Below are 22,041 nucleotides of genomic sequence, written 5' to 3'. Positions count from 1 at the left end.
GACGACTGTCTTGCCCTTTGTTGGGCGGCTGCTGTGCCATGTATGCCGACAGCGGCGGTTGTGAGTCGTGCCGCCTGGGCGGCCCGTTGTCGCGACGTTCGGTAGGGTTCGGCGGGTGAAGGCATTGCGTCGATTCACCGTCCGTGCCCATCTGCCTGAGCGGCTGGCCGCGCTCGGCGAGCTCGCTACGAATCTGCGATGGTCGTGGCATCCGGCTACCCAGGATTTGTTCGCGGAGATGGATCCGCAGCGGTGGTTGGAGATGGGGCACGACCCGGTGCGGATGCTCGGGGAGGTGCCTGCCGCGCGGGTGGATGAGCTGGCGGCGGATCCGGAGTATGTGCGGCGGGTGGATGCCGCGGCGGCGGATCTGCGGGAGTACCTGGCGGCGCCGAGTTGGTTCGAGCGGCGCGCGGGGGAGGAGGGGGTGCGCGGGATCGCCTACTTCTCCATGGAGTTCGGCGTTACCGAGGTGCTGCCCAACTATTCGGGTGGGCTCGGGATTCTGGCGGGCGATCATCTGAAGGCCGCCTCCGATCTGGGGCTGCCGTTGATCGGTGTCGGATTGCTGTATCGCTCCGGCTATTTCAGGCAGACGCTGTCGGCGGACGGCTGGCAGACCGAGCATTACCCGGACCTGGATCCGCAGGGTCTGCCGTTGCGGCTGCTCACCTCGGTCAACGGTGACTCGGAGCCGGCGCCGGTGCTCGTTCACGTGGCGATGCCGGATCAGCGGGTGCTGCGGGCGCGAGTGTGGATCGCGCAGGTCGGGCGGGTGCCGCTGCTGCTGCTGGATTCCGATATCGCGGAGAACGATCCGGAGTTGCGCGCGGTCACCGACCGGCTCTACGGCGGCGATCAGGAGCACCGGATCCGGCAGGAGATCCTGGCCGGTATCGGCGGCGTGCGCGCGGTGCGCGCCTACACCACCGCGACCGGGCTGCCCGACCCCGATGTGTTCCACATGAACGAAGGCCACGCCGGTTTCCTCGGCGTCGAGCGCATCCGCGAGTTCGTCTCCACCGGGCAGGATTTCGACACGGCGCTGGCGGCGGTGCGGGCCGGCACGGTGTTCACCACGCACACCCCGGTCCCCGCCGGTATCGACCGGTTCCCGATGCCGATGGTGCGCCGCTACTTCGGTGGCGCGCACGGCGAATCCGAATCCGCCATGCTCCCAGGACTTTCCGTCGACCGGATCCTCGCGCTGGGTCGCGAAGCCGATCCGTCCGTTTTCAACATGGCACACATGGGCCTGCGGCTCGCCCAGCGCGCCAACGGCGTATCGAAACTGCACGGCGAGGTCAGCCGCGAGATGTTCGCCCCGCTGTGGCCCGGCTTCGACGCCGCCGAGGTGCCGATCGGCTCGGTCACCAACGGTGTGCACGCGCCGACCTGGGCCGCCCGCGAATGGTTCGACAAGGCGCGCAAGCACATCGGTGCCGAACTCGTCGAAGAGGCGCGCGGCTGGGAGCGACTGCGCGACGTCGATCTCGGCGAACTGTGGTCGACGCGGAATGCGTTGCGCGCCATCCTGGTTGCCGAGGTGCGCCGCCGGGTGCGCGCGTCCTGGCTGGACCGTGGCGCGGCGGAAGCCGAATTGGGCTGGGTGGACAGCGTTTTCGACCCGGACGTGCTGACCGTCGGCTTCGCCCGCCGCGTGCCGACCTACAAGCGGCTCACCCTGATGCTGCGCGACCCGGAACGGCTGCGCGCCAGGCTGCTCGACCCCGACCGGCCGATGCAGCTGGTGGTCGCGGGCAAGAGCCACCCCGCCGACGACGGCGGCAAGGCGCTCATCCAGCAGGTGGTCCGCTTCGCCGACGATCCCGACGTGCGCCACCGCATCGTCTTCCTGCCCGACTACGACATGTCGATGGCCCGCTACCTGTACTGGGGCTGCGACGTCTGGCTGAACAATCCACTGCGCCCGCTCGAGGCGTGCGGCACCTCTGGCATGAAGTCCGCGCTCAACGGCGGCCTCAACCTGTCCATCCGGGACGGCTGGTGGGACGAGATGTTCGACGGCGAGAACGGCTGGGCCATCCCGACCGCCGACGGCGTCACCGACGAACACCGCCGCGACGACCTCGAGGCCAACGCGCTCTACGACCTGTTCGAGCGCACCGTCGCGCCCCGCTTCTACGACCGCGACGCCGCGGGCATGCCGGTGCGCTGGGTCGAGATGGTGCGCCACACCCTGCAGACGCTCGGCCCGAAGGTGCTCGCCTCGCGGATGGTCCGCGACTACGCCGTCGAGTACTACGCGCCCGCCGCCAACGCCTACCAGCGGGCGACCGCCGACGAGTTCGCCGTCGCCCGCACCATCGCCGACTATCGACGCCGGGTCGAAGCGGCCTGGCCGTCGGTGAAGGTGATCCAGGTGGACAGCGCGGGCCTGCCGGACACGCCGATCATCGGGGCCGGCCTGTCGCTGACCGCGCGCATCGACCTCGGTGGTTTGCGGGTCGCCGATGTCGTCGTGCAGGCGGTGCTCGGCCGGGTGTCGACCGCCGACGACCTCTCCGACGTCACCACCGTCGCGATGACACACACCGGATCCGATTCCGGCGTCGAGCTTTTCACCGTCGACACGCCGGTCCCGCTGTCCGGCGCCGTCGGGTACACGGTGCGGGTGCTGCCGCACAGTGAGTTGCTCGCCGGTGACGCGGAGCTCGGATTGGTCGCCGCACCCAACGCCTGAAACGGCCGCACCAGCCGTTTCCGGTCGAGGACGGTCGGCGCGGCCGTGCGCCGGTCGAATTCTCCGATTCAGTGAATCGTCGGCTAACGTGCCTGGGCACGCCCGTACCACTCCCTGACTGGAGACCGCCCATGGCCACCGCCGTACCGACCGAGCCCCGAGGTCGCATCGACGCGTTCTTCGGCATCAGCGCGACTGGTTCGACCATGAAACGCGAACTGATGGCGGGCACGGTGACGTTCCTCGCCATGTCCTACGTCCTCGCCGTGAACCCGTCGGTGCTCGGCGACGAAGGTGCGTTGGGCGCCAAGGGCATTCCCATGCAGGCGGTATTCACCGCGACCGCCGTCGCCGCGGTGTTCGGCACGCTGGTGATGGGGCTGTGGGCCAAGTATCCGATCGCGCTCGCGCCCGGCATGGGGCTCAACGCGTTCTTCGCCTACTCGGTGGTGCTCGGCATGGGCATCCCGTGGCAGGTCGCGCTGTCCGGGACCTTGCTGTCCGGGATCATCTTCTTCCTGCTCGCGGTCACCAAGGTGCGCGAGCGGATCCTCAACGCGATTCCGATGCAGATGAAGCTCGCCGTCGGCGCGGGCATCGGGTTGTTCGTGGCGTTCCTGGGGCTGAAGAACGCGGGCATCGTGGTGAACAGCGACGCCACCCTGGTCACGCTGGGCGATTTCACCAAGGGCACCACGCTGCTCGCGCTGTTCGGGCTCGTGGTCACCGTGGTCTTCCTCGTCATCGGCTGGCACGGAGCGGTGCTGTACGGCATCGTGCTCACCGCGGCTGTCGGCATCGTCAGCGGGCTCGTCGATCTGCCCAACGGTGTCGTCGCCGCGCCGAAGGGACTCGAGCACACCTTCGGTCAGGCCGTCATCCACCTGCCCGACGCGTTCACCGGGCAGATGGCCGTCGTCATCCTGACCATGCTCTTCGTCGACTTCTTCGACGCCTCCGGCACCCTGATCGGCGTCGCCAACCAGGCCGGCCTGCTCGACAAGGACGGCAAACTGCCGCGCGCCGCGAGCGCGCTGGCCGCCGATTCCGTCGGCACCATGGCGGGTGCGGTCATCGGCACCTCCACCACCACCGCCTACGTCGAATCCACCGCGGGCGTGTCCGCGGGCGGGCGCACCGGGCTGACCGCCGTCACCACCGCGGGCTGGTTCCTGGTCGCCATGTTCTGCTACCCGATCTTCGCCGTCATCGCGGGTTCCGGCGAGGTGACCGCGCCCGCTTTGATCGTGGTCGGCGTGTTGATGTCGCGGTCGCTCGGCGAGATCGACTGGAATCGGCTCGAATATTCGGTGCCCGCGTTCATCACCATCGTGATGATGCCGCTGACGTACTCGATCGCGAACGGTCTGGCCATGGGAATGCTGTTCTATCCGATCGTGATGGTCGCGAAAGGCCGGATCAAGGACGTGCATCCCGCAATGTGGGCCCTGCTGGTGATATTCCTCGGATACTTCTTTTTCCTGGCGGAATGAACCCTGCAGGGGGTGCGAACGTAGATCAGAATTAGACCGGGTCTTGGAGAGTTAGGGCGCTTTGTGCGAGAATCGGACCGCAGTCCGCTTCATCGCCGAGGCCATTGACCAGCTGTTCGGAATCTGACTTGCAGGGACGAGGATCACATGACTACGAAATCTGTGCTCGATCGCGCCACCACCAACACTGAACTCGACGGCGTATCCGCCGACATCGGACTCTTGATCATCCGCGTCGTCTTCGGCGCATTACTCGTCGCCCATGGCACCCAGAAGCTCTTCGGCTGGTTCTCGGGGCCCGGCTGGGAGGCCAACGCCGCGGGCTTCGACGCCATGGGCTACAACCCCGGCAAATTCTTCGGCACTCTGGCCGGCCTGTGTGAGCTCGGTGGCGGTCTCCTCCTCGCGCTCGGCCTGGTCACGCCGCTGGCGAGTGCCATCGTGCTGGGCACCATGATCAACGCGGTCAACTCGATGTGGAGTCTCGGCCTGTTCGGCAAGGACACCTATGAGCTGCCATTGCTCTTCGCTGTGGTCGGTGCAGGTTTCGCTTTTACCGGCCCCGGCAAATTCTCGCTCGATCACGGCCGCCCGTGGCAGCGGCACGGCTTCGTCTGGGGTGTCGGCGCAGTCGTCCTCGCGGTTGTCGCGGCGATCCTCACGCTGATCCTGAAATGGGCGTTGTAATTACGTCCAGCCGGTGAAGTGATCGGCGGCGCGGGCCTTCTCTGATCGGGGAAGGCCCGCTTTGCTGTCACCAGATCTCATCGGCGGTGGCAGCCCAGCAGGCCTTCTCGGATGGATACGAACCGACGAACAGCGTGCATCAATATCGCCGGATCGTTGCCAGAAGATATTCGAATATCGTTGGGGAGTAATATGATACAAGCCCTGACATGGTCCTCGTTGGCAATCGTACGTCGCCGATGAGCGTGCGCCGCTCATCTGGCAGCTGTATGTCAGTGACGCCGTAGCTTGCCGTCACGTCACAGTCAGGGATGCTGCGTCGTCGTCTCCTTGTTGAGCGGAAGAGTCGACGAACTGAGGAGACGATGATGGGCATCGAGATCAGCAATCCTGCGGAACTGCACGACCCCACGGGGTTTGGATACAGCCATGTGGCGCGGGTCAGCGGTGAGCTGGTGCTCATCGCGGGGCAGTACGACTCGGATGCGGAGGGGCAGACGACCAGTACGGATTTCGCGGTTCAGGTGAACAATGCCTTCGCAAATCTCGGGATCGCTTTGCGCTCAGTAGGTTTGGATTACGCGGATGTCGCGCAGCTGCGCACTTTTATCGTCGACCACGACCTCGACAAGCTCGCGGTGATCGGTACGAAGATCGGGGAGATCTGGGGTGAACGTCCGCCGGTGCAGACGTTGAATGGTGTTGCCTCGCTTGCGTTGCCGGGGATGTTGTTCGAGGTGGATGCAGTGGCGGTGCGGGGGTGATCTGGAACGATCCAACTGGCTAGATCTAGATTGGAGCGGAACCCGGGGGAGTCTCGTGATTCTTGTCCGTGCCGGGGTGTCGACTGAAGGGCAGGAGATATGCGGGGTGCCGTGATGGCATCGACGGGACTTGCTGTGCAGATGGTGGCGGCCGGGATTGCGTTTGCAGGGCTGATCGCGGGATGTTCGTCGACAGTGGACGGGATCCCGCAGCGGCAGAGAGTCAGCTCGGGCAGTGACGAGAAGACGGTTCAATTCAACCCGTGTACTGAACTGTCGGACCAGGCAATGCGGGCGACCAAGGTGAACCCTGCCTCGAAGAGCGTCACCACGGATGCGCCGTCGGGTCCGGTCAGCGCCCGGATCTGCCAGTGGACTTCAACCGAAGGCCCGTACTTCGTCAGCGTCTCGTCTTTGATCTATACACAAGACGACGCTCGCAAGAACGACCGTCTGACCGGCCTGCGTGATGTGCGAGTCGGCCAGCGGTCCGGGCTCGTTTACGCGGATAAATCCGACCAGGACAAACTGCGTTGCTATACGAATCTGCCCTGGGCGGAGGGCACGTTCGAAGTGACTGTCGGGTGGAGGTACAGCAGCCGTGCCTCGCTTCCGCAGTCACCCCCATGCGATCTTGCCGTCCGGCATGCCCGGGAGCTGGAGCCCTACCTGCCGAAATAGCTGCTGACGGTGGGTCGCCGCGCGGTAAATCGTCGCCCGGACTGGAACGATCCAGTTGGATTGCTCTATTTTGGAGTGGAACCAGGGGGAGATCACGTGCGTCTTATCCTGTGTCGGGGTGTCCGGGCCGAAGTCAGGAGAGATATGCGAACCGCGATCGTGGCGCCGAAGCTCGTAGTGCCGACGGTGCTGGCCGGGATGGCGGTCGCCGGGCTGGTCGCGGGATGCTCGCCGACGAAGGACGGGAACCCGACGACGCAAGGGGCGAATGGCAGTCCCACCAACGGCGAGCGGACGGTCAACTTCAACCCGTGTAAGGATCTGTCCGACGAGGCGCTGCGAGCGACGCAAGTAGATCCTGCCTCCAAAAACGTTGTCACCGATCCAGCTAGCGGGCCGACGGCATGGCGAATCTGCAAGTGGGATGCGACCGACGGGCCGTACTACGTAACGGTGTCTTCGACGTACTTCACCCAGGATGACTCCCGAAAGAACGAGAAGCTCACCGGGTTCCGTGATGTGAAGATCGGCCCTCGCGCTGGGCTGATTTACCAGGACAAGTCGGACGCCCAACAGCTGCGGTGCTATGTCAGCATGCCTTCCCCTGACGGCATGATCGAAGTGACAGTCGGGTGGGGATACGGGGAGCCTGTCACACGCGACCGCTGCGAACTTGCTGTCGCGCACGCGAAGCAGCTCGAACCGTATCTGCCGAAGTAGCTAGGAGGAGAGCGATGTCGGAGACCGGGGCAGGCGATAACGCCCAAATGCAGGCCATGGTGACCCGTTGGCAGGCATTGAAGACGCAGGCTGAAGGTGGTGAGCTTCGGCTCGATGAGGAAATTGGGCAATTGCTCGCGGGCCATGCTGAGCAAATGCGGCTAAAGCTCAGAAGGATGGCGGACAAGGCTGGAGATCTCGAGCACACGAGTGGCTTCGGAACCCTGGGCTCGGCGACGGCGCTCCAGGCCAAGTTCGCCAGTAAGGCTAACGGCAGCAGCGACTCGGCGGTTACACGGCTTCAGCAGAGTATGGAGGTGGTCACTTTAATGAGGGACACCTACAAGTTGGCGATCGGGAAGCTGACCGAATCCGATCAGTCCGCGGCCGACAAGCTCGCCGGACTAGGCATGGGTGATGCGTGATGGCGTCGTTCAATGACTGGATGGTCGCGATCGGCGCCGGGAGCATTACCGGGTCCTCGCGGGAAGCCGACAAGAACAAGCATGACGACCAGCAGCGTGCTTTGGACGAGAAGGCGAAGTGGGATCAAGACCGTACCTATGTCAACAACGAGTGGTTGAACTTGTTGTCGGAGTATGGGAGCGGCACTTTCGATGCGCCGGCGATCAAGGTGCAAGACCCCTTCGAGACCATGTCGCACCAGGCAATTTACGACGCTCTCGAAGGTGTGCAAGAGGGCGAGATCAACGCCAAGGCTGACGGCTGGCGGGGTCTGTCGTCTGACGCGCGGAACGCGGTTGATGAGTTCAAAAGAGGCGTAGAGCAAGACATTACAGAGCACTGGAACGGTAAATCCGGAAAGAGTGCCATCGATGCGACCCGCGAATTCTCGACGTCGTTCTCCAAGCTCGCCGCCACTTTCCAGATGGTCGGGCACGGTCTGGACCTGACCCAGGGACACCTGGCGCAAGCGAAATCCAGTGTCGGCAAGCCGGATAGCTACACCCTTGGCGACAAGTTCCTTGATGCGTTGCCGTTGCAGAACGTTCTGAAGGGCCCCACTCATCGTGCGCAGGAGGCGGAGAGTGAGGCGAGGTACGTGATGACGGAGTACTACCGCCCCGGCGTCACTGACGTCGACAAGATCACGCCGATACTCCCCGAACCCACTAGCTCGGTGGACAAGAACAATCCGGGCGTTCCGGGATACACCCCGGGTACGGGTCAGCCGGGTGGTCCGAACAGCAACAATCCCACGGGCTCGCACAACCCCACGGACCAGAAGTCCACGGATGACTCGAAGAAGCAGGACAGCACCGTCGACCCGTCGACGCAGCCTGCGAGCACGAATCCGACTGACTCGACGGACAAGAAGTCGACCAACACGACACCGGCTTCGACCACGCCGGCGAGCACCCCCACGATTGACGATCCGACGAAATCGAAGACTCCATCGACGCCGTCTACTCCTTCGAACACTCCGTCCACGACGTTCCCCGGGTCACCTTCGCGCACCCCGGGCACGCCGAGTTCCACCCCTTCGCCCGGAAAGAGCATCCCCGGCAAGTCGGGAACCCCCTCCGCCCCAGCGGCAACAACCGCTGCCCGCGCCGCCGGATCCGGCAAGCCCGGTACCGCAGGCGCCCCCGGCATGGGTGCGGGCGCCGGACGCGGCAAGGGTGATGAGGATAGCGAGCACAAGATTCCGGACTATCTCATCTACGACCATGGTTCGGAGTTGCTGGGTACGCAGCCGCCCGCGCTGCCACCGGGCGGGGTCATCGGCGGATGAACGAATCCCGCTGGCGCCTGGACGGTTTGATGTTCGAGTTGGCGCTGGAGGCGCTCGGCCGTGATCGTCTGCCTTACCCGTTGCGCTACACCATCGAAGGCGTCGAAGCCTACGAGGATTATCAGCGTTTGCGCGCGAATGCCGCGAAGCAGCTGTCGAGTTTCGCGTCGCCCGACTTGTTCAATGCGTTGAATGTGTTGCTGGAACCGCAGGTTCGGGTCGAGGTGCACGGCTTCTTCGGACGCGATTTCGATCAGGTGGTGCGCGTGCATGCCGGAATGACCGGCCGGGCCGCGACCATGGCGGTCCAATTGCCCGGTCCGACACAGGAATACGGCCGCGATATCCTGCTCAGCCGCTGCCCGCCGCAGGCTTTGTCCGCGCAGATCGCCGCGCAATTGCCGAAATGCGGCGGCGGCAAATATCCGACGATCAGTGGCCGCCGCTCGGACGTGAACCGGGTCGAATACGCCCAGCATCCGACGCGTCTTTCGCACACCGAGCAACTCAACCGCATCGTCCGCCGCCCGCGCTCCGGGCTCGGCGAGGTCGGCGTCTTCGCCGGCGGCGCGATCGACAGCAGGCCGACCACCGACGGCCGCGGCTTCCACTGGATGGATTACCTGCCCGCCGACGGCCGCTACCTGCTGCACAACCAGGGCAACGACGAGTTCACCCTGACTCCGGGCCCGGTCGAAGAGATCCAGCGTCAGCTGCACACGCTGATCGAAACCACCTACCGCGCGGTGGCCCACAGCTGGTGATCAGGGGCGTAACACAAGCACGGTATTCGCCCCGTGATGGAATTCGTAGCTGATCTCGCGGAGACCGGTACGAATTCCTTTGTCTTCGAGTTCCTTTCGGAGATATGCGACAAGTTCGTCCTGATGAATACCGAGGTGGTCGACCAGGGGATAGGCGCGGATCTCGCCCGCGCAGACCCGGGCCAGCTCCAGCAGGGCCTCGAGGTGGAAGTCGGGGGTCAGCCGGTCGGCGTAGGTGAACAGCAGGTGGGAGCTGAGGGCCAGGTCGAAGCTGTCGTCGGGGAAGGGGAGCGACGGCAGTGCGGCGGCGATGTAGCGTTCGGGATGCGCGCTCAGGTCGGCGCCGAATCGGCGGGCGGCGGCGTGGCGCATCGCGCGCAGCTGACGCGGGCCGCCGTACCAGTCCCACCGGTATCTTTCCGAATGTGCGGTGGCCCAGTCGCTTCCGCGATCGGTCTCGGCGGATGCGAGACTGCGCAGCTCATCGGGTGGGCGGGCGTAGATCGGATCGGTGGCGGTGACATCGGCGCCGAGTGCATTCGCCTCGGCCGTGAAACTCGCTGCGCCGCCGGGGCAATCGAGAATTCGGCCGTGCAGATCGGCGTCGGTAAGGGTGAATATTGCGCGATACTCGGCCAATGATCTTGCGCTGACCAGAAATTCGCCTAGGACGTCACTGTCGGAAGGGTGCTTCATCTGGAAACGGTCTCATGCGCGGAGCGGACACGCGGGAGAATTTGTGGTGTCCCCGCGCCGCGTGCAGGGCTTGGCGCGGGGACCGCCGATACATTCGGTGAGGGAATTGGGGTTCACCGAAGTACCACCCTCAATTTACTTCTGTTCGGAAGCATACGCGCCTTAATGTGGTCTGTTTCACACTGCGTTTTCGGTGAGTCGTTTGAGCGCTTTCACCACGACCTCCGGGTTGGACGTCTCCCAGTACGGGGGCAGCGACGCACGCAGGTAGCCGCCGTAGCGGGCGGTGGCCAGCCGGGAGTCGAGAATCGCGACGACACCGCGGTCGTCGACGCTGCGCAGCAACCGGCCGGTGCCCTGGGCGAGCAGCAGTGCCGCGTGGTTGGCCGCGATCGCCATGAACCCGTTGCCGCCGCGCGACTCGACCGCACGCTGCCGGGCGGTGAGCAGCGGATCGTCGGGGCGCGGGAACGGAATCCGATCCAGGATCACCAGGCTGAGCGACGGGCCGGGCACGTCGACGCCCTGCCACAGCGACAGCGTGCCGAACAGCGAGGTCTCCGGATCGTCGGCGAACTTGCGGACCAGCGCGCCGGTCGAATCGTCGCCCTGGCACAGCACCGGCGTGTCCAGCCGCTCGCGCAACGCCTCGGTCGCCGCCTTGGCCGCGCGCATCGAGGAGAACAGCCCGAGCGTGCGCCCGCCCGCGGCCGTGATGAGCTTTTCGATCTCGTCCAGGTAGGCGGGGGCGAGACCGTCGCGGCCGGGCGCGGGCAGGTGCTTGGCGACGTAGAGGATGCCGGACTTGGCGTGGTCGAACGGCGAGCCGACGTCGAGCGAACTCCAGCGCACCTTGTCGGCATCGCTGGGCGCCTCGGCGCCGTTGGCCATGCCGGGATCGGCCTGGTTCGACGATTGCGCGGGCAGTCCCCAGGTGATCGCGAGTCCGTCGAACGAGCCGCCGATCTGCAGCGTCGCCGAGGTGAGCACCACGGTCGCGGTGCCGAACAGCCTGCTGCGCAACAGCCCGCCGACCGACAGCGGCGCCATCCGCAGCGAGCGCCGGGCGACGCCGCGCATCTCCTCGGCGGACAGCCAGATGACGTCGTGGCGTTTCGCCGGATCCGGTTCGTCGAACGCGGTGAGCGCACGCACCGCACTGTCGTGGATCTCGTCGATCGCGGCCAGCGCCTGGGTGCGCGCGGCGGCGGTCTCGACGTCACCCTGCTGGGTGGTGCCGCCCTGCGGCGCGAGCGCGGTGCGCGCGTTCCACGCGGCGTCGCGCACCAGCGCGAGCACCGGGGCGACGCCGTCGGGCAGCCGTTCCCAGCGGGCGGCGGGCAGCTCGTCCAGCACGTCGTGCCAGGCCTCGGCGGCGCTTTCGAGGCGATCCACCTCTTTGTCGTCGATGAGCTTGGCGCAGCGGCGCGCGGCCGCGCTGATCGCGGACGAGGCCAGGTCGGCGGTGGCCACGCCGGTGACCCGGTCGACCAGTTCGTGGGCCTCGTCGATGACGACCACGTCGTGCTCGGGCAGCACCTGGATGCCGCTGATCGCGTCGATGGCCAGCAGCGCGTGGTTGGTCACCACCACGTCGGCCTGCGCGGATTCGGCCCTGGCCTTCTCGGCGAAGCAGTCCTGACCGAACGGGCAGCGCGACTTGCCGAGGCATTCGCGCGAGGACACGCTCACCTGTTTCCAGGCGCGGTCGGTGACGCCGGGCACGATCTCGTCCCGGTCGCCGGTCTCGGTGTCGGAGACCCATTCGTTGAGCCGCTGCACCTCGCGGCCGAGCCGGGAGATGGCGAACGCGTCGAACAGCTCCGCCTCCGGCTCTTCCGGAATCACGCTGTTGATCTTGTTCAAGCACAGATAGTTGTTGCGGCCCTTGAGGATCGCGAACTTGGCCGCGCGCCCGAGCGGCTTGCTCAGCGCCTCGGACAGCCGCGGCAGATCGCGATCGACCAGCTGGCGCTGCAGCGCGATGGTCGCGGTCGACACCACCACGGTGCGCCCGGTCCGCACCGCGTGCCGCAGGCTGGGCACCAGGTAGGCGAGCGACTTGCCGGTGCCCGTCCCGGCCTGCACGGCCAGGTGCTCCTTGGTGTCGATCGCGTGATCGACCGCGGTCGCCATCGTCACCTGCCCGACGCGTTCCTTCCCGCCGAGCGCCTGCACGGCAGTGGCCAAAAGGTCGGGGACGGCGGGGAGTTCGGGCACGCGAGCAGCCTACTGCCCGATACCGACACCGGACGCGGGCGTTGTGCGGATCGGTCTACCCGGAAACGCTTCCTTCGAGGTCGACGCCCGCGGCGCGCATATGGTCCAGTGCGGAGTCGGTGGTGTCGCGGGCGACCCCGGCGGTCAGGTCGAGCAGAACACGGGTGTCGAAGCCCTCGATCCTCGCGTCCAACGCGGTGGCGCGGACGCAGTGGTCGGTGGCGATGCCGACGACGTCGACCGCCTCGATGCCGTGGTTGTGCAGCCAGTCGGCCAGCGTGGTGCCGTCCGCCGCGGTGCCCTCGAAACCGGAGTAGGCGGCGGAATACGCGCCCTTGGAGAAGATCTCCTGAACGGGTGCGGTGTCCAGGTTCGGATGGAAGTCCGCGCCCGGGGTGCCGACGCGGCAGTGCGGCGGCCAGGAGTCGACGTAATCGGGATGCGTGGAGAAGTGATCGCCGGGATCGATGTGATAGTCGCGGGTCGCGACGATCGCGGCGTAGTCCGCGGCCGCGAGGTGCTCGCTGATCCGGGTCGCGACCGCGGCACCGCCGGTGACGGCGAGCGACCCGCCCTCGCAGAAATCGTTCTGGACATCGACGATGATCAGGGCCCGGGTCATGCTGACCTCCCGCAGTTGAACTGAGTACCCGTAATGCATTGTGCCGCTCGGCCCGACCGCCGTCCCAGCGGGCTCAACTCACGAACGTGGTCGGCACCGCGGGCTCACCGGCGGACAGTTTCAGGCCCTCCCACGGCAGGCTGATCAGCCCGTGCGCCACATGGTCCCGGCTGTCCGACAGCGTCGGCAGGTCGTCGACGACCTTGCCGCCACGCACCAGCGGGACGAGTAGTTCCCGCGCCTCGAACCCGTTCACCTCGGGCACGGGCCCGGTCGCCGGATACACGATCTCCTCGACGATCGTCCCGGTGCCCCTGGACAGCCGGATCGCCTTCTTGGTCCCCCCGCGCGACTCCTTGTGACTGCTGCGCTTGGCGACCGGCACTCCGTCGACCTCGACCAGCTTGTAGACCATGCCCGCGGTCGGGGCGCCGGACCCGGTCACCAGCGAGGTGCCGACGCCGTACACATCGACCGGTTCCGCCCGCAACGCGGCGATGGCGTATTCGTCGAGATCGCCGGACACCACGATGCGCGTCTTGGTCGCACCGAGCCCGTCCAACTGATCACGCACCTGCCTGGCCAGCACGCCGAGATCGCCGGAATCGATTCGCACGCCACCCAATTCCGGACCCGCCACCGCGATCGCGGTCGCGACGCCCTGGGTGATGTCGTAGGTGTCCACCAGCAGCGTGGTGCCGATGCCGAGCGCCGCGACCTGACTGCGGAACGCCTCCGCCTCGTGCTCGCCGTCAGTCCCGCTGTGCCCACCCACCCCGTCGGCTGTCCCCGCGTGCAGCAGCGTGAACGCGTGCGCGCTGGTGCCCGCGCCCGGCACTCCGTAGCGACGCACCGCCTCCAGATTGGAGGTGGCGTCGAAGCCTGCCAGGTAGGCGGCGCGCGAACTGTCTGGCGCGGCGAGTTCGTGGGTGCGGCGCGACCCCATCTCGATCATCCGCCGCCCGCCCGACGCGCTCACCATCCGCGCGGCGGCCGAGGCGATCGCGCTGTCGTGGTTGAGGATCGACAGCGCCAGCGTCTCCAGCACGACGCATTCGGCGAAGCTGCCGCGCACCGAAAGAATGGGGGAGCCGGGGAAATACAGCTCGCCCTCGGCGTAGCCGTCGATGTCGCCGGTGAAGCGGTAGTCGCGCAGCCAGGCCACCGTCTCGGCGGGCAGGAACGGCTCGATCACGGCCAGCTCGGCCGCGCCGAATTGGAAGCGCTCCAGCGCGTCGAGCAGTCGGCCGGTGCCCGCGACCACGCCGTAGCGCCGCCCGTGCGGCAGGCGGCGGGCGAACACCTCGAAGGTGCAGCGGCGGTGCGCGGATTCGTCGGCCAGCGCGGCGGCCAGCATGGTCAGTTCGTACTGGTCCGTCAGCAGTGCGGTGCTGGTGACGCCGTCGCGGTTGTCCACGGTGCCAACTGTAGACAGACCGGTCGCTTATGGCGCTTGCGGAGCGCGGAATGCCCGGGGCGCAGCATCATAGGGGCCGCCCGTTCAGCGAGTCGGGAAATGCTCGAATCGGGGCTCGGCGGGGTGTTGCTCATTCGGAGTCGAGTCGTACCCTTGACGTTATGGCCTTGTGCAACACAGTCCGAGGTGGCGTCGTGGTGGACGCCGTGGACGCGACACTGTCAGCGGCACAGGCGACCCCCGAGGCGGTCGAATACACCGAGATCTTGGAGGCAGAAGATCGCCCGTGGGTCACTGTGGTCTGGGACGACCCGGTCAACCTCATGCACTACGTCGCCTACATCTTCCAGAAGCTGTTCGGCTACAGCAAAGCCAAGGCGACCGAGCTGATGCTCTGCGTGCACAACGAGGGCAAGGCCGTGGTGTCGTCGGGTTCGCGGGACAAGATGGAACATGACGTCCAGCGACTACACGCCGCGGGACTCTGGGCGACCATGCAGCGGGACGACTGACCAAGACGACTACCCTGACGCCGTGCGGAAGTGGAGCAGGAAGAACTCGCTGAGCGGCCTCAAACTGCGATCCGAGATGGACGCACGTGAGGCCAACGTGCTGCGCTCGCTGGTCGGTGCGGTCTCCGGGTTACTCACCGAACGAGCCGATACCGCGCCCGAAGACGAACTGGCCGCGCTGACCGGGCTGCGCACCGGCAACACCGTCGCCCCCGACGATCCGCGACTGCGCAGGCTGCTGCCGGACTTCCACCGCAGCGAACCCGGTTCCCCCGACGCCGACCGCGCCGACCTGAACAGCGCGCTGCGCGGGCTGCACGAGCCGGAGATCATCGACGCCAAGCTGGCCGCGGGCAGCGTCATCCTGAGCACCGTGCCCACCTCCGGCGGCAAGATCGTGCTCACTCCCGAACAGGCCGACGCCTGGCTGACCGCGCTCACCGACGTGCGACTGGCCCTCGGCACGGTGCTCGGCATCGACTCCGACACACCCGACCACCTCAGCTCGGACGACCCGCGCGCACCGCACCTCGACGTGTACCACTGGCTCACCTGGATGCAGGACTCGTTGCTACAGGCGCTGGCTCCCTGAGCGCTGCGTTCGCTGGAGTGTCGGCGCGCACGCGAGACCGCGCTTGCCGGTCAAGACAGGTAGAACAGAACCTGTACGCGCGTAGATCGAATATCGCCGCGACCGAGCGTCAGGAGCAACTGTGCAGGTGCAAGCCGGGCAACGTAATTCGCTCACCGATGTATCCGGCCTGTTGGTCGGGCATCACAGCGCGCTCGACCCGGACGCGACGCTCGGTTCCGGCGCGGCGACCGGGACCACCGTCGTCTACGCGCCGGGCGGCGCGACCGCCGCGGTCGATGTGCGCGGTGGCGGGCCGGGCACCAGGGAAACCGACGTGCTCGATCTGGCCCGCACCATGCGTCAGGCCAACGCGATCGTGCTCACGGGCGGCAGCGCCTACGGCCTCGCGGCGGCCGACGGTGTCATGCGCTGGCTCGAGGAGCGCAGCGAGGGCATCCCGATGGACCCGACCAACCCGAGCCGGGTGGTGCCGATCGTGCCGGGCGCGGTGATCTACGACCTTCCGTTGGGCGCGTGGGACATTCGGCCCACCGCCGAATTCGGCTATCGGGCCGCGGCCGCCGCGTCGCTCGATTTCGCGCGCGGCGTGGTCGGCGGCGGCGTCGGCGCGCGCGCCGGTTCGATCAAGGGCGGTGTCGGCACCGCGAGCGTGGTGCTCGGCGACGGGCTAGCGGCCGGGGCCACGGTGTCCGCGCTGGTTGTGGCGAACGCGGCGGGCTCGGTCTTCGATCCGCGCACCGGGCTGCCGTGGGGCGTCGGCACCGATGGACCGGAGTACTTCGGGTTGCCGTCCCCGACCGCCGAACAGTTGGCGCGCGCGAACGCCTTGCCTGCGAAAAGCATGCGGCTCAACACGACCATCGGTGTGGTGGCCACGGACGCGCCGCTGGACCCGATCGGCTGTCAGCGGCTGGCGATGACCGCCCACGACGGACTCGCCCGCGCGATCCGGCCCGCGCACGGACCGTTCGACGGTGACGCGTTCTTCGCGCTGTCGACCGGCACCTGGCAGCCGCCTGCCGCGAGCTTCGAGCTGCCGCCGGCATTCCCGCCGGACATCCTGATGGTCGATCTGCTCGGCACCGCCGCGGCGCTCTGCGTGGAACGCGCGATCGTCGACGCGATCCTTTCCGCCGTATCTGTCGGGGAAGTCCCTGCGTACAACGCGCTATTTCCCCGCTGAATGCGGAGAATCCGGGACCAGCCGAAGTGTTCCGGGAATAGCCGAATATTCTGGCTCGTTGTCGACAGCAATAGGTCGGCATTGCGGAAAGGTTTGACTCGTGCTGGTGATCAGGGCCGACCTCGTGGAGGCAATGGTGGCGCACGCGCGCGCCGATCACCCCGACGAGGCCTGCGGTGTCATCGCCGGACCCGAGGATTCCGATCGCCCAGAGCGTTTCGTGGCCATGGTCAACGCCGAACGCTCGCCCACCTTTTATCGCTTCGATTCCGGCGAACAGCTCAAAGTCTGGCGCGCGATGGACGACGCCGACGAGACACCGGTGGTGATCTACCACTCGCACACCGCCACCGAGGCGTACCCGAGCCGCACCGATGTGTCCTACGCGTCCGAGCCGTTCGCGCACTATGTGCTGATCTCCACGCGTGACCCCGAGCAGCACGAGCTGCGCAGCTACCGGATCGTCGACGGCGAGGTCACCGAGGAGCCGGTGCAGATCGTCGACGCGTACGAAACCGCCTGAACCGATGCTTGTTCGTGAAACCGAGGAGTTCTCATGCCGGTAACCGTGTCCATCCCGACCATCATGCGTGGCCTCACCGGAGGGGAGAAGCGCGTGCAGGCGCAGGGCGCCACGCTCAGCGCGCTGATCGATGACCTCGATGCGAACCACCCCGGTCTCGCCGAGCGGCTGCTCAAGGACGGCAAGCTGAACCGCTACGTCAACATCTACGTCGACGACGAGGACGTGCGTTTCTCCGGCGGACTCGAGGCCGAGGTGCCCGCCGACGCGAGCGTGACCATCCTGCCCGCCGTCGCCGGCGGCTGACCCACCCGTGGCGCGCTATGAATCGCTGATCGCGACCCTCGGCAACACCCCGCTGGTCGGCCTGCGCACGCTGTCCCCGCAGTGGGACGGCGAGAACCATGTGCGGCTGTGGGCCAAACTGGAGGATCGCAACCCGACCGGTTCCATCAAGGACCGGCCCGCGCTGCGGATGATCGAGCAGGCCGAGGCGGATGGCCTGCTGACGCCGGGCTGCACCATCCTGGAACCCACCAGCGGCAACACCGGTATCTCGCTGGCGATGGCCGCCAAGCTCAAGGGCTACCAGCTGGTCTGCGTGATGCCGGAGAACACCTCGGTGGAGCGGCGTCAGCTGCTGACCATGTTCGGCGCGCGGATCATCGATTCCCCGGCCGCGGGCGGCTCCAATCAGGCGGTGGCGCTGGCCAAGCAGATCGCCGCCGAGAATCCGGACTGGGTAATGCTGTACCAGTACGGCAACCCGGCCAACGCGCTGGCGCATTACGAAACCACCGGCCCGGAGATCCTGGCCGATCTGCCGGAGATCACCCATTTCGTCGCGGGCCTCGGCACCACCGGAACCCTCATGGGCACCGGCCGTTTTCTGCGCGAGAAGGTGCCGAGCATCGAGATCGTGGCGGCCGAACCGCGCTACGGCGAGCTGGTGTACGGGCTGCGCAATATCGACGAGGGCTTCATTCCCGAGCTGTACGACGAGTCGGTGCTCACCACCCGTTTCTCGGTCGGACCGTTCGACGCGGTCAAACGCACCCGTGAGCTGGTATCCGAAGAGGGCATCTTCGCGGGCATCTCGACCGGCGCGATCCTGCACGCAGCACTCGGTGTCGCCCGCAAGGTCGCGAAGGCGGGCAAGCGCGCCGACATCGCGTTCGTGGTCGCCGACGGCGGCTGGAAGTACCTGTCGACCGGCGCCTACGACGGCACCCTGGAAGAGGCCGAGGAACGACTCGACGGCCAGCTCTGGGCCTGACGCTCGCCCTTGTCTACCCCGGTACCCTCGGAATAGTGGGATGACGGCTCGCGCACGAATCAGCGAACCGTCGTTACTCCTGCTCGACGAGGAGGCTGCGATGACCGGCGGTTCGGGAATCGGTTCGTCATTCGACCCCGATCGGATCGCGGCGATCCGTGCCCAATTGGGGAAGCCGGGCGCTCCGGCGCCGCGAACTACGGCGAATGTCCCGGCGAAGTCGAACAACTTCACCGCCGTCAAACAGACGTGGCTGCGGGCCGGCGTATTGATCGCCGGTTTCGTGGTGCTGCTGTACGGCATCGAAGGCGTCGACACCCTCGATAACAACCAACTCGACAACGCGGGTATCCACCCCCGCCAGGCCGACGGGCTCCCCGGCATCCTGTTCGCCCCGGTTCTGCACTACGGCTGGCCCCACCTGATCGGCAACACCCTGCCGGTCCTGGTCCTCGGCTTTCTCGTGCTGGCCGCCGGGATCGGCCGTGGTCTGGCCGCCACCGCGGTCATCTGGATCGTCGCCGGTGTCGGCACCTGGCTGACCGGAGCTTCGGGCAGCACGCACCTCGGCGCGTCGGTCCTGGTGTTCGGCTGGTTGACGTTCCTGATCTCGCGCGGCTGGTTCGCTCGCAACATCGGACAGATCGTGCTCGGACTGGTCGTTTTGGCCATCTACGGGTCTGTGTTGTGGGGTGTATTACCCGGCCAACCTGGAATCTCTTGGCAGGGCCATCTTTTCGGGGCGGTGGGTGGACTGCTCGGGGGCTGGGTACTCTCTGGTGATGCACGCCGAAATCGTCGCGGGGATCAGGCTGGAATCATTGCGTCGCCACGGTGATTCTGCGGCTCGGAACGGAATGTGGGGGATCCTTTCTTGACTGAGAATTCTTCGTGGCAGCATGGGGGAATGCGCCTCACCGTCCTCGGGTGCTCGGGCAGCGTGTCCGGCCCGGACTCCCCAGCGTCGGGCTATCTGCTGACCGGGCCGGATATGACGCCCGTGGTGATCGATTTCGGGCCCGGCGTGCTCGGCGCGCTGCAGCGCTACGCCGATCCCGGCGAGGTCGACATCTTCCTCACCCACCTGCATGCCGATCACTGCCTCGATCTGCCCGGCCTGCTGGTCTGGCGGCGCTACCACCCGGCCCCGCCGGTCGGCCGGGCTATCGTGCGCGGCCCGTCGGACAGCGCGCTGCGCATCGGCAACGCGTCCGCGGAGATCGGCGGCGAATGCGACGACTGGTCCGACGTGATCGACCACCGGCCGTGGACCGTCGGCGAAGAGATCGAATTCGGGCCCGGCCACACCGTGTCGGCGCGCCGGATGTTCCACCCGCCGGAGTCCTACGGCCTGCGGATCGTCACGGCTGCCGGACGCACCTTCGTCTACACCGGCGACACCGCGATGTGCGACTCGGTTCATGAACTCGCCAAGGGCGCCGACATCCTGATGGCCGAGGCGTCCTGGACCCACGATCCCGCGAATCGCCCACCCGGCATTCATCTTTCGGGCACCGAGGCGGGCCAGATCGCCACCCGGGCGGGCGTGAAGGAACTGCTGCTCACCCACATCCCGCCGTGGACCTCGCGCGAGGACGTCATCGCCGAGGCCAAGGCGCAGTTCGCCGGACCCGTGCACGCCGTCGCGCCGGGCGAGACCTTCGACCTCTGACCGGCTGACCGTTCGCCCACTGCCATCCCCTAGGCTGTGCGCGTGTCTAGACGAGCCGATGGCAGGGCGGACGACGAACTCCGCGAGGTAAAAATCACCCGTGGATTCACCACGCATCCAGCCGGTTCGGTGCTGGTCGAGTTCGGTCAGACGCGGGTGATGTGCACCGCGAGCGTGACCGAGGGCGTGCCGCCGTGGCGTCGCGACTCCGGACTGGGTTGGGTCACCGCCGAATACGCGATGCTGCCCGCGGCGACGCACACCCGCAGCGGACGTGAGTCGGTGAAGGGCAAGGTCGGCGGCCGCACCCAGGAGATCAGCCGTCTGATCGGCCGCTCGCTGCGGGCCTGCATCGACCTGGCCGCCATCGGCGAGAACACCATCGCGATCGACTGCGACGTGCTGCAGGCCGACGGCGGCACCAGGACCGCGGCCATCACCGGTGCGTATGTCGCGCTCGTCGACGCGATCACCTACCTGGCCGCCAAGGGCGTGCTGGCCGACCCGCAGCCGATCTCCTGCGCGATCGCCGCGGTGAGCGTCGGCGTCGTCGACGGCCGGGTGCGCCTCGACCTGCCCTATGAAGAGGATTCGCGCGCCGAGGTCGACATGAACGTGGTCGCCACCGACACCGGCACCCTGGTCGAGATCCAGGGCACCGGCGAGGGCGCCACCTTCCCGCGCTCCACGCTGGACAAGATGCTCGACTCCGCGCTGGTCGGCTGCGAGCAGATCTTCGCCATCCAGAAGGCGGCGCTGGCGCTGCCGTATCCCGGCGTGCTGCCGGAGCCGTCCGAGTCGAAGCGGAAGTAGCCGATGGCGCGCCGGGTGCTGGTGGCCAGCCGCAATGCCAAGAAGCTGAACGAACTGCGGCGCATCCTCGCCGAGGCGGGCATCGCGGGGATCGAGATCGTCGGGCTGAACGACGTGCCCGCCTACGACGAGGCGCCGGAGACCGGCGCGACGTTCGAGGAGAACGCGCTCGCCAAGGCCCGCGATGGTGCCGTCGCCACCGGATTAGCTTGTGTCGCAGACGATTCCGGTATCGAGGTGGACGCGCTCAACGGGATGCCCGGCGTGCTCTCGGCCCGCTGGTCCGGCCGGCACGGCGACGACGCGGCCAACAACGCGCTGCTGCTCGCCCAGCTCGGCGACGTGCCGGACGAGCGGCGCGGCGCCCGGTTCGTCTCGACCTGCGCGCTGGTCGTGCCCGACGGCGCGGAAATCGTGGTGCGCGGCGAATGGCCGGGCACCGTCGGCCGGAAACCCTTGGGCGACGGCGGTTTCGGCTACGACCCGCTGTTCATCCCCGAGGGCGGCGACACCTCCGCCGCCCAGCTGACCCCCGCCGAAAAGGACGCGGTCTCACACCGCGGCCGCGCACTCACCCAACTGCTCCCCACGCTCTCCGAGCTGGCTGAAGCCTGACTAGACGCCGAAGTCCTGCTTGACCTTTTTCGCGTTGACGTGCTCGACGAAGAACGACAGCAGCGGGATGGTGCCTGCGAGCAGTGTGCCGACGGTGCGCAGCACCGGCCAGCGCACCTTCACCGCGAGGTCGGCGGTGACCAGCAGGTAGACGAAGTACACCCAGCCGTGCACGACCGCGATCCAGCTCGGGGTGTGCACGTCGAAGCCGTACTTGGCGATCATCTCGCCGGTGAGCAGCAGCAGCCAGAGGCCGGTGATCCAGGCCAGCGTGCGGTAGCGCAGCAGCGCGGACTTGATCTTGGCGGTGCTCACCCCGCGGGCCGGG

Annotated in this window: 24 protein-coding genes; 19 read left to right on the top strand and 5 right to left on the bottom strand. The window is 67.0% G+C overall.

What is annotated here, in order from left to right:
* The first annotated feature begins 115 nt into the window (after positions 1-115).
* From glgP to ACFWF1_RS35440, 9 genes are all read left to right on the top strand, one after another.
* Positions 116-2,704, top strand: a complete 2,589-nt coding sequence (glgP, locus tag ACFWF1_RS35480; RefSeq protein WP_379289554.1) for an alpha-glucan family phosphorylase — start codon at positions 116-118, stop codon at positions 2,702-2,704.
* Between the two features lie 131 nt (positions 2,705-2,835).
* On the top strand, positions 2,836-4,197 hold the full coding sequence (locus ACFWF1_RS35475) for an NCS2 family permease (RefSeq protein ID WP_379289556.1): 1,362 nt from the start codon (positions 2,836-2,838) through the stop codon (positions 4,195-4,197).
* A gap of 147 nt (positions 4,198-4,344) precedes the next feature.
* Positions 4,345-4,884, top strand: a complete 540-nt coding sequence (locus ACFWF1_RS35470) for a DoxX family protein (protein WP_379289558.1) — start codon at positions 4,345-4,347, stop codon at positions 4,882-4,884.
* Positions 4,885-5,252: 368 nt separating this feature from the next.
* Positions 5,253-5,648: a RidA family protein gene (locus ACFWF1_RS35465; RefSeq protein WP_379289560.1), complete on the top strand. Its 396-nt coding sequence runs from the start codon at positions 5,253-5,255 to the stop codon at positions 5,646-5,648.
* Between the two features lie 114 nt (positions 5,649-5,762).
* Positions 5,763-6,329: a DUF3558 domain-containing protein gene (locus tag ACFWF1_RS35460; RefSeq protein WP_379289562.1), complete on the top strand. Its 567-nt coding sequence runs from the start codon at positions 5,763-5,765 to the stop codon at positions 6,327-6,329.
* Positions 6,330-6,473: 144 nt separating this feature from the next.
* Positions 6,474-7,049, top strand: coding sequence for a DUF3558 domain-containing protein (locus ACFWF1_RS35455; protein WP_379289564.1), 576 nt, complete (start codon positions 6,474-6,476; stop codon positions 7,047-7,049).
* Between the two features lie 14 nt (positions 7,050-7,063).
* Entirely contained in the window at positions 7,064-7,474 is a 411-nt protein-coding gene (locus ACFWF1_RS35450; RefSeq protein ID WP_379289565.1) for a hypothetical protein, read from the top strand.
* Entirely contained in the window at positions 7,474-8,805 is a 1,332-nt protein-coding gene (locus ACFWF1_RS35445) for a hypothetical protein (RefSeq protein ID WP_379289567.1), read from the top strand. The genes ACFWF1_RS35450 and ACFWF1_RS35445 overlap by 1 nt, the downstream gene beginning before the upstream one ends.
* On the top strand, positions 8,802-9,569 hold the full coding sequence (locus tag ACFWF1_RS35440; RefSeq protein ID WP_379289569.1) for an ESX secretion-associated protein EspG: 768 nt from the start codon (positions 8,802-8,804) through the stop codon (positions 9,567-9,569). Before ACFWF1_RS35445 ends, ACFWF1_RS35440 begins: the two co-directional genes overlap by 4 nt.
* On the opposite strand, the gene ACFWF1_RS35435 is transcribed toward ACFWF1_RS35440, so the two are convergent.
* From ACFWF1_RS35435 to ACFWF1_RS35420, 4 genes are all read right to left on the bottom strand, one after another.
* Positions 9,570-10,265, bottom strand: coding sequence for a methyltransferase domain-containing protein (locus ACFWF1_RS35435; RefSeq protein ID WP_379289571.1), 696 nt, complete (start codon positions 10,263-10,265; stop codon positions 9,570-9,572).
* 177 nt (positions 10,266-10,442) lie between these two features.
* The gene (locus ACFWF1_RS35430; RefSeq protein ID WP_379289573.1) at positions 10,443-12,485 is read right to left on the bottom strand and encodes an ATP-dependent DNA helicase; all 2,043 of its coding nucleotides are present in this window, start codon (positions 12,483-12,485) and stop codon (positions 10,443-10,445) included.
* 55 nt (positions 12,486-12,540) lie between these two features.
* Positions 12,541-13,107 carry an isochorismatase family protein gene (locus tag ACFWF1_RS35425; RefSeq protein WP_379289575.1) on the bottom strand — a complete coding sequence of 189 codons (567 nt, stop codon included), beginning with the start codon at positions 13,105-13,107 and terminating at the stop codon, positions 12,541-12,543.
* A 73-nt stretch (positions 13,108-13,180) separates the two neighbouring features.
* The gene (locus tag ACFWF1_RS35420) at positions 13,181-14,464 is read right to left on the bottom strand and encodes a nicotinate phosphoribosyltransferase (RefSeq protein ID WP_379289793.1); all 1,284 of its coding nucleotides are present in this window, start codon (positions 14,462-14,464) and stop codon (positions 13,181-13,183) included.
* 221 nt (positions 14,465-14,685) lie between these two features.
* Here ACFWF1_RS35420 and clpS point away from each other — a divergent pair, with 221 nt between their 5' ends.
* The 10 genes from clpS to rdgB all read left to right on the top strand — a co-directional run bounded on the left by clpS (position 14,686) and on the right by rdgB (position 21,713).
* Positions 14,686-15,036, top strand: coding sequence for an ATP-dependent Clp protease adapter ClpS (gene clpS, locus ACFWF1_RS35415; protein WP_357390609.1), 351 nt, complete (start codon positions 14,686-14,688; stop codon positions 15,034-15,036).
* Positions 15,037-15,058: 22 nt separating this feature from the next.
* Positions 15,059-15,628 (top strand): DUF2017 domain-containing protein, encoded by a 570-nt coding sequence (locus ACFWF1_RS35410; RefSeq protein WP_379289577.1) that lies wholly within the window; start codon positions 15,059-15,061, stop codon positions 15,626-15,628.
* A 121-nt stretch (positions 15,629-15,749) separates the two neighbouring features.
* Positions 15,750-16,814, top strand: a complete 1,065-nt coding sequence (locus ACFWF1_RS35405; protein WP_379289579.1) for a P1 family peptidase — start codon at positions 15,750-15,752, stop codon at positions 16,812-16,814.
* A gap of 100 nt (positions 16,815-16,914) precedes the next feature.
* Complete coding sequence (locus ACFWF1_RS35400; RefSeq protein ID WP_379289580.1) at positions 16,915-17,337, top strand: Mov34/MPN/PAD-1 family protein; 423 nt, start codon at positions 16,915-16,917, stop codon at positions 17,335-17,337.
* Between the two features lie 33 nt (positions 17,338-17,370).
* Entirely contained in the window at positions 17,371-17,643 is a 273-nt protein-coding gene (locus tag ACFWF1_RS35395; RefSeq protein ID WP_379289581.1) for a MoaD/ThiS family protein, read from the top strand.
* Positions 17,644-17,650: 7 nt separating this feature from the next.
* A complete protein-coding gene (locus ACFWF1_RS35390) occupies positions 17,651-18,613 on the top strand; it encodes a PLP-dependent cysteine synthase family protein (RefSeq protein ID WP_379289582.1) in 963 nt (320 codons plus the stop codon).
* Positions 18,614-18,713: 100 nt separating this feature from the next.
* On the top strand, positions 18,714-19,451 hold the full coding sequence (locus ACFWF1_RS35385; protein ID WP_379289584.1) for a rhomboid family intramembrane serine protease: 738 nt from the start codon (positions 18,714-18,716) through the stop codon (positions 19,449-19,451).
* A 69-nt stretch (positions 19,452-19,520) separates the two neighbouring features.
* Positions 19,521-20,285 (top strand): cyclic nucleotide-degrading phosphodiesterase, encoded by a 765-nt coding sequence (locus ACFWF1_RS35380; RefSeq protein WP_379289585.1) that lies wholly within the window; start codon positions 19,521-19,523, stop codon positions 20,283-20,285.
* Between the two features lie 42 nt (positions 20,286-20,327).
* On the top strand, positions 20,328-21,098 hold the full coding sequence (rph, locus tag ACFWF1_RS35375; protein WP_379289586.1) for a ribonuclease PH: 771 nt from the start codon (positions 20,328-20,330) through the stop codon (positions 21,096-21,098).
* A gap of 3 nt (positions 21,099-21,101) precedes the next feature.
* The gene (rdgB, locus tag ACFWF1_RS35370) at positions 21,102-21,713 is read left to right on the top strand and encodes an RdgB/HAM1 family non-canonical purine NTP pyrophosphatase (RefSeq protein WP_379289588.1); all 612 of its coding nucleotides are present in this window, start codon (positions 21,102-21,104) and stop codon (positions 21,711-21,713) included.
* On the opposite strand, the gene ACFWF1_RS35365 is transcribed toward rdgB, so the two are convergent.
* Complete coding sequence (locus ACFWF1_RS35365; RefSeq protein WP_379289795.1) at positions 21,714-22,028, bottom strand: DUF3817 domain-containing protein; 315 nt, start codon at positions 22,026-22,028, stop codon at positions 21,714-21,716.
* Positions 22,029-22,041 lie beyond the last annotated feature (13 nt).

It is taken from the genome of Nocardia sp. NPDC060255 (assembly GCF_042727395.1).
Classification (GTDB): domain Bacteria; phylum Actinomycetota; class Actinomycetes; order Mycobacteriales; family Mycobacteriaceae; genus Nocardia.
Note: the sequence above shows the minus strand (reverse complement) of the source record. Positions and strands in the feature narration are given on the sequence as shown.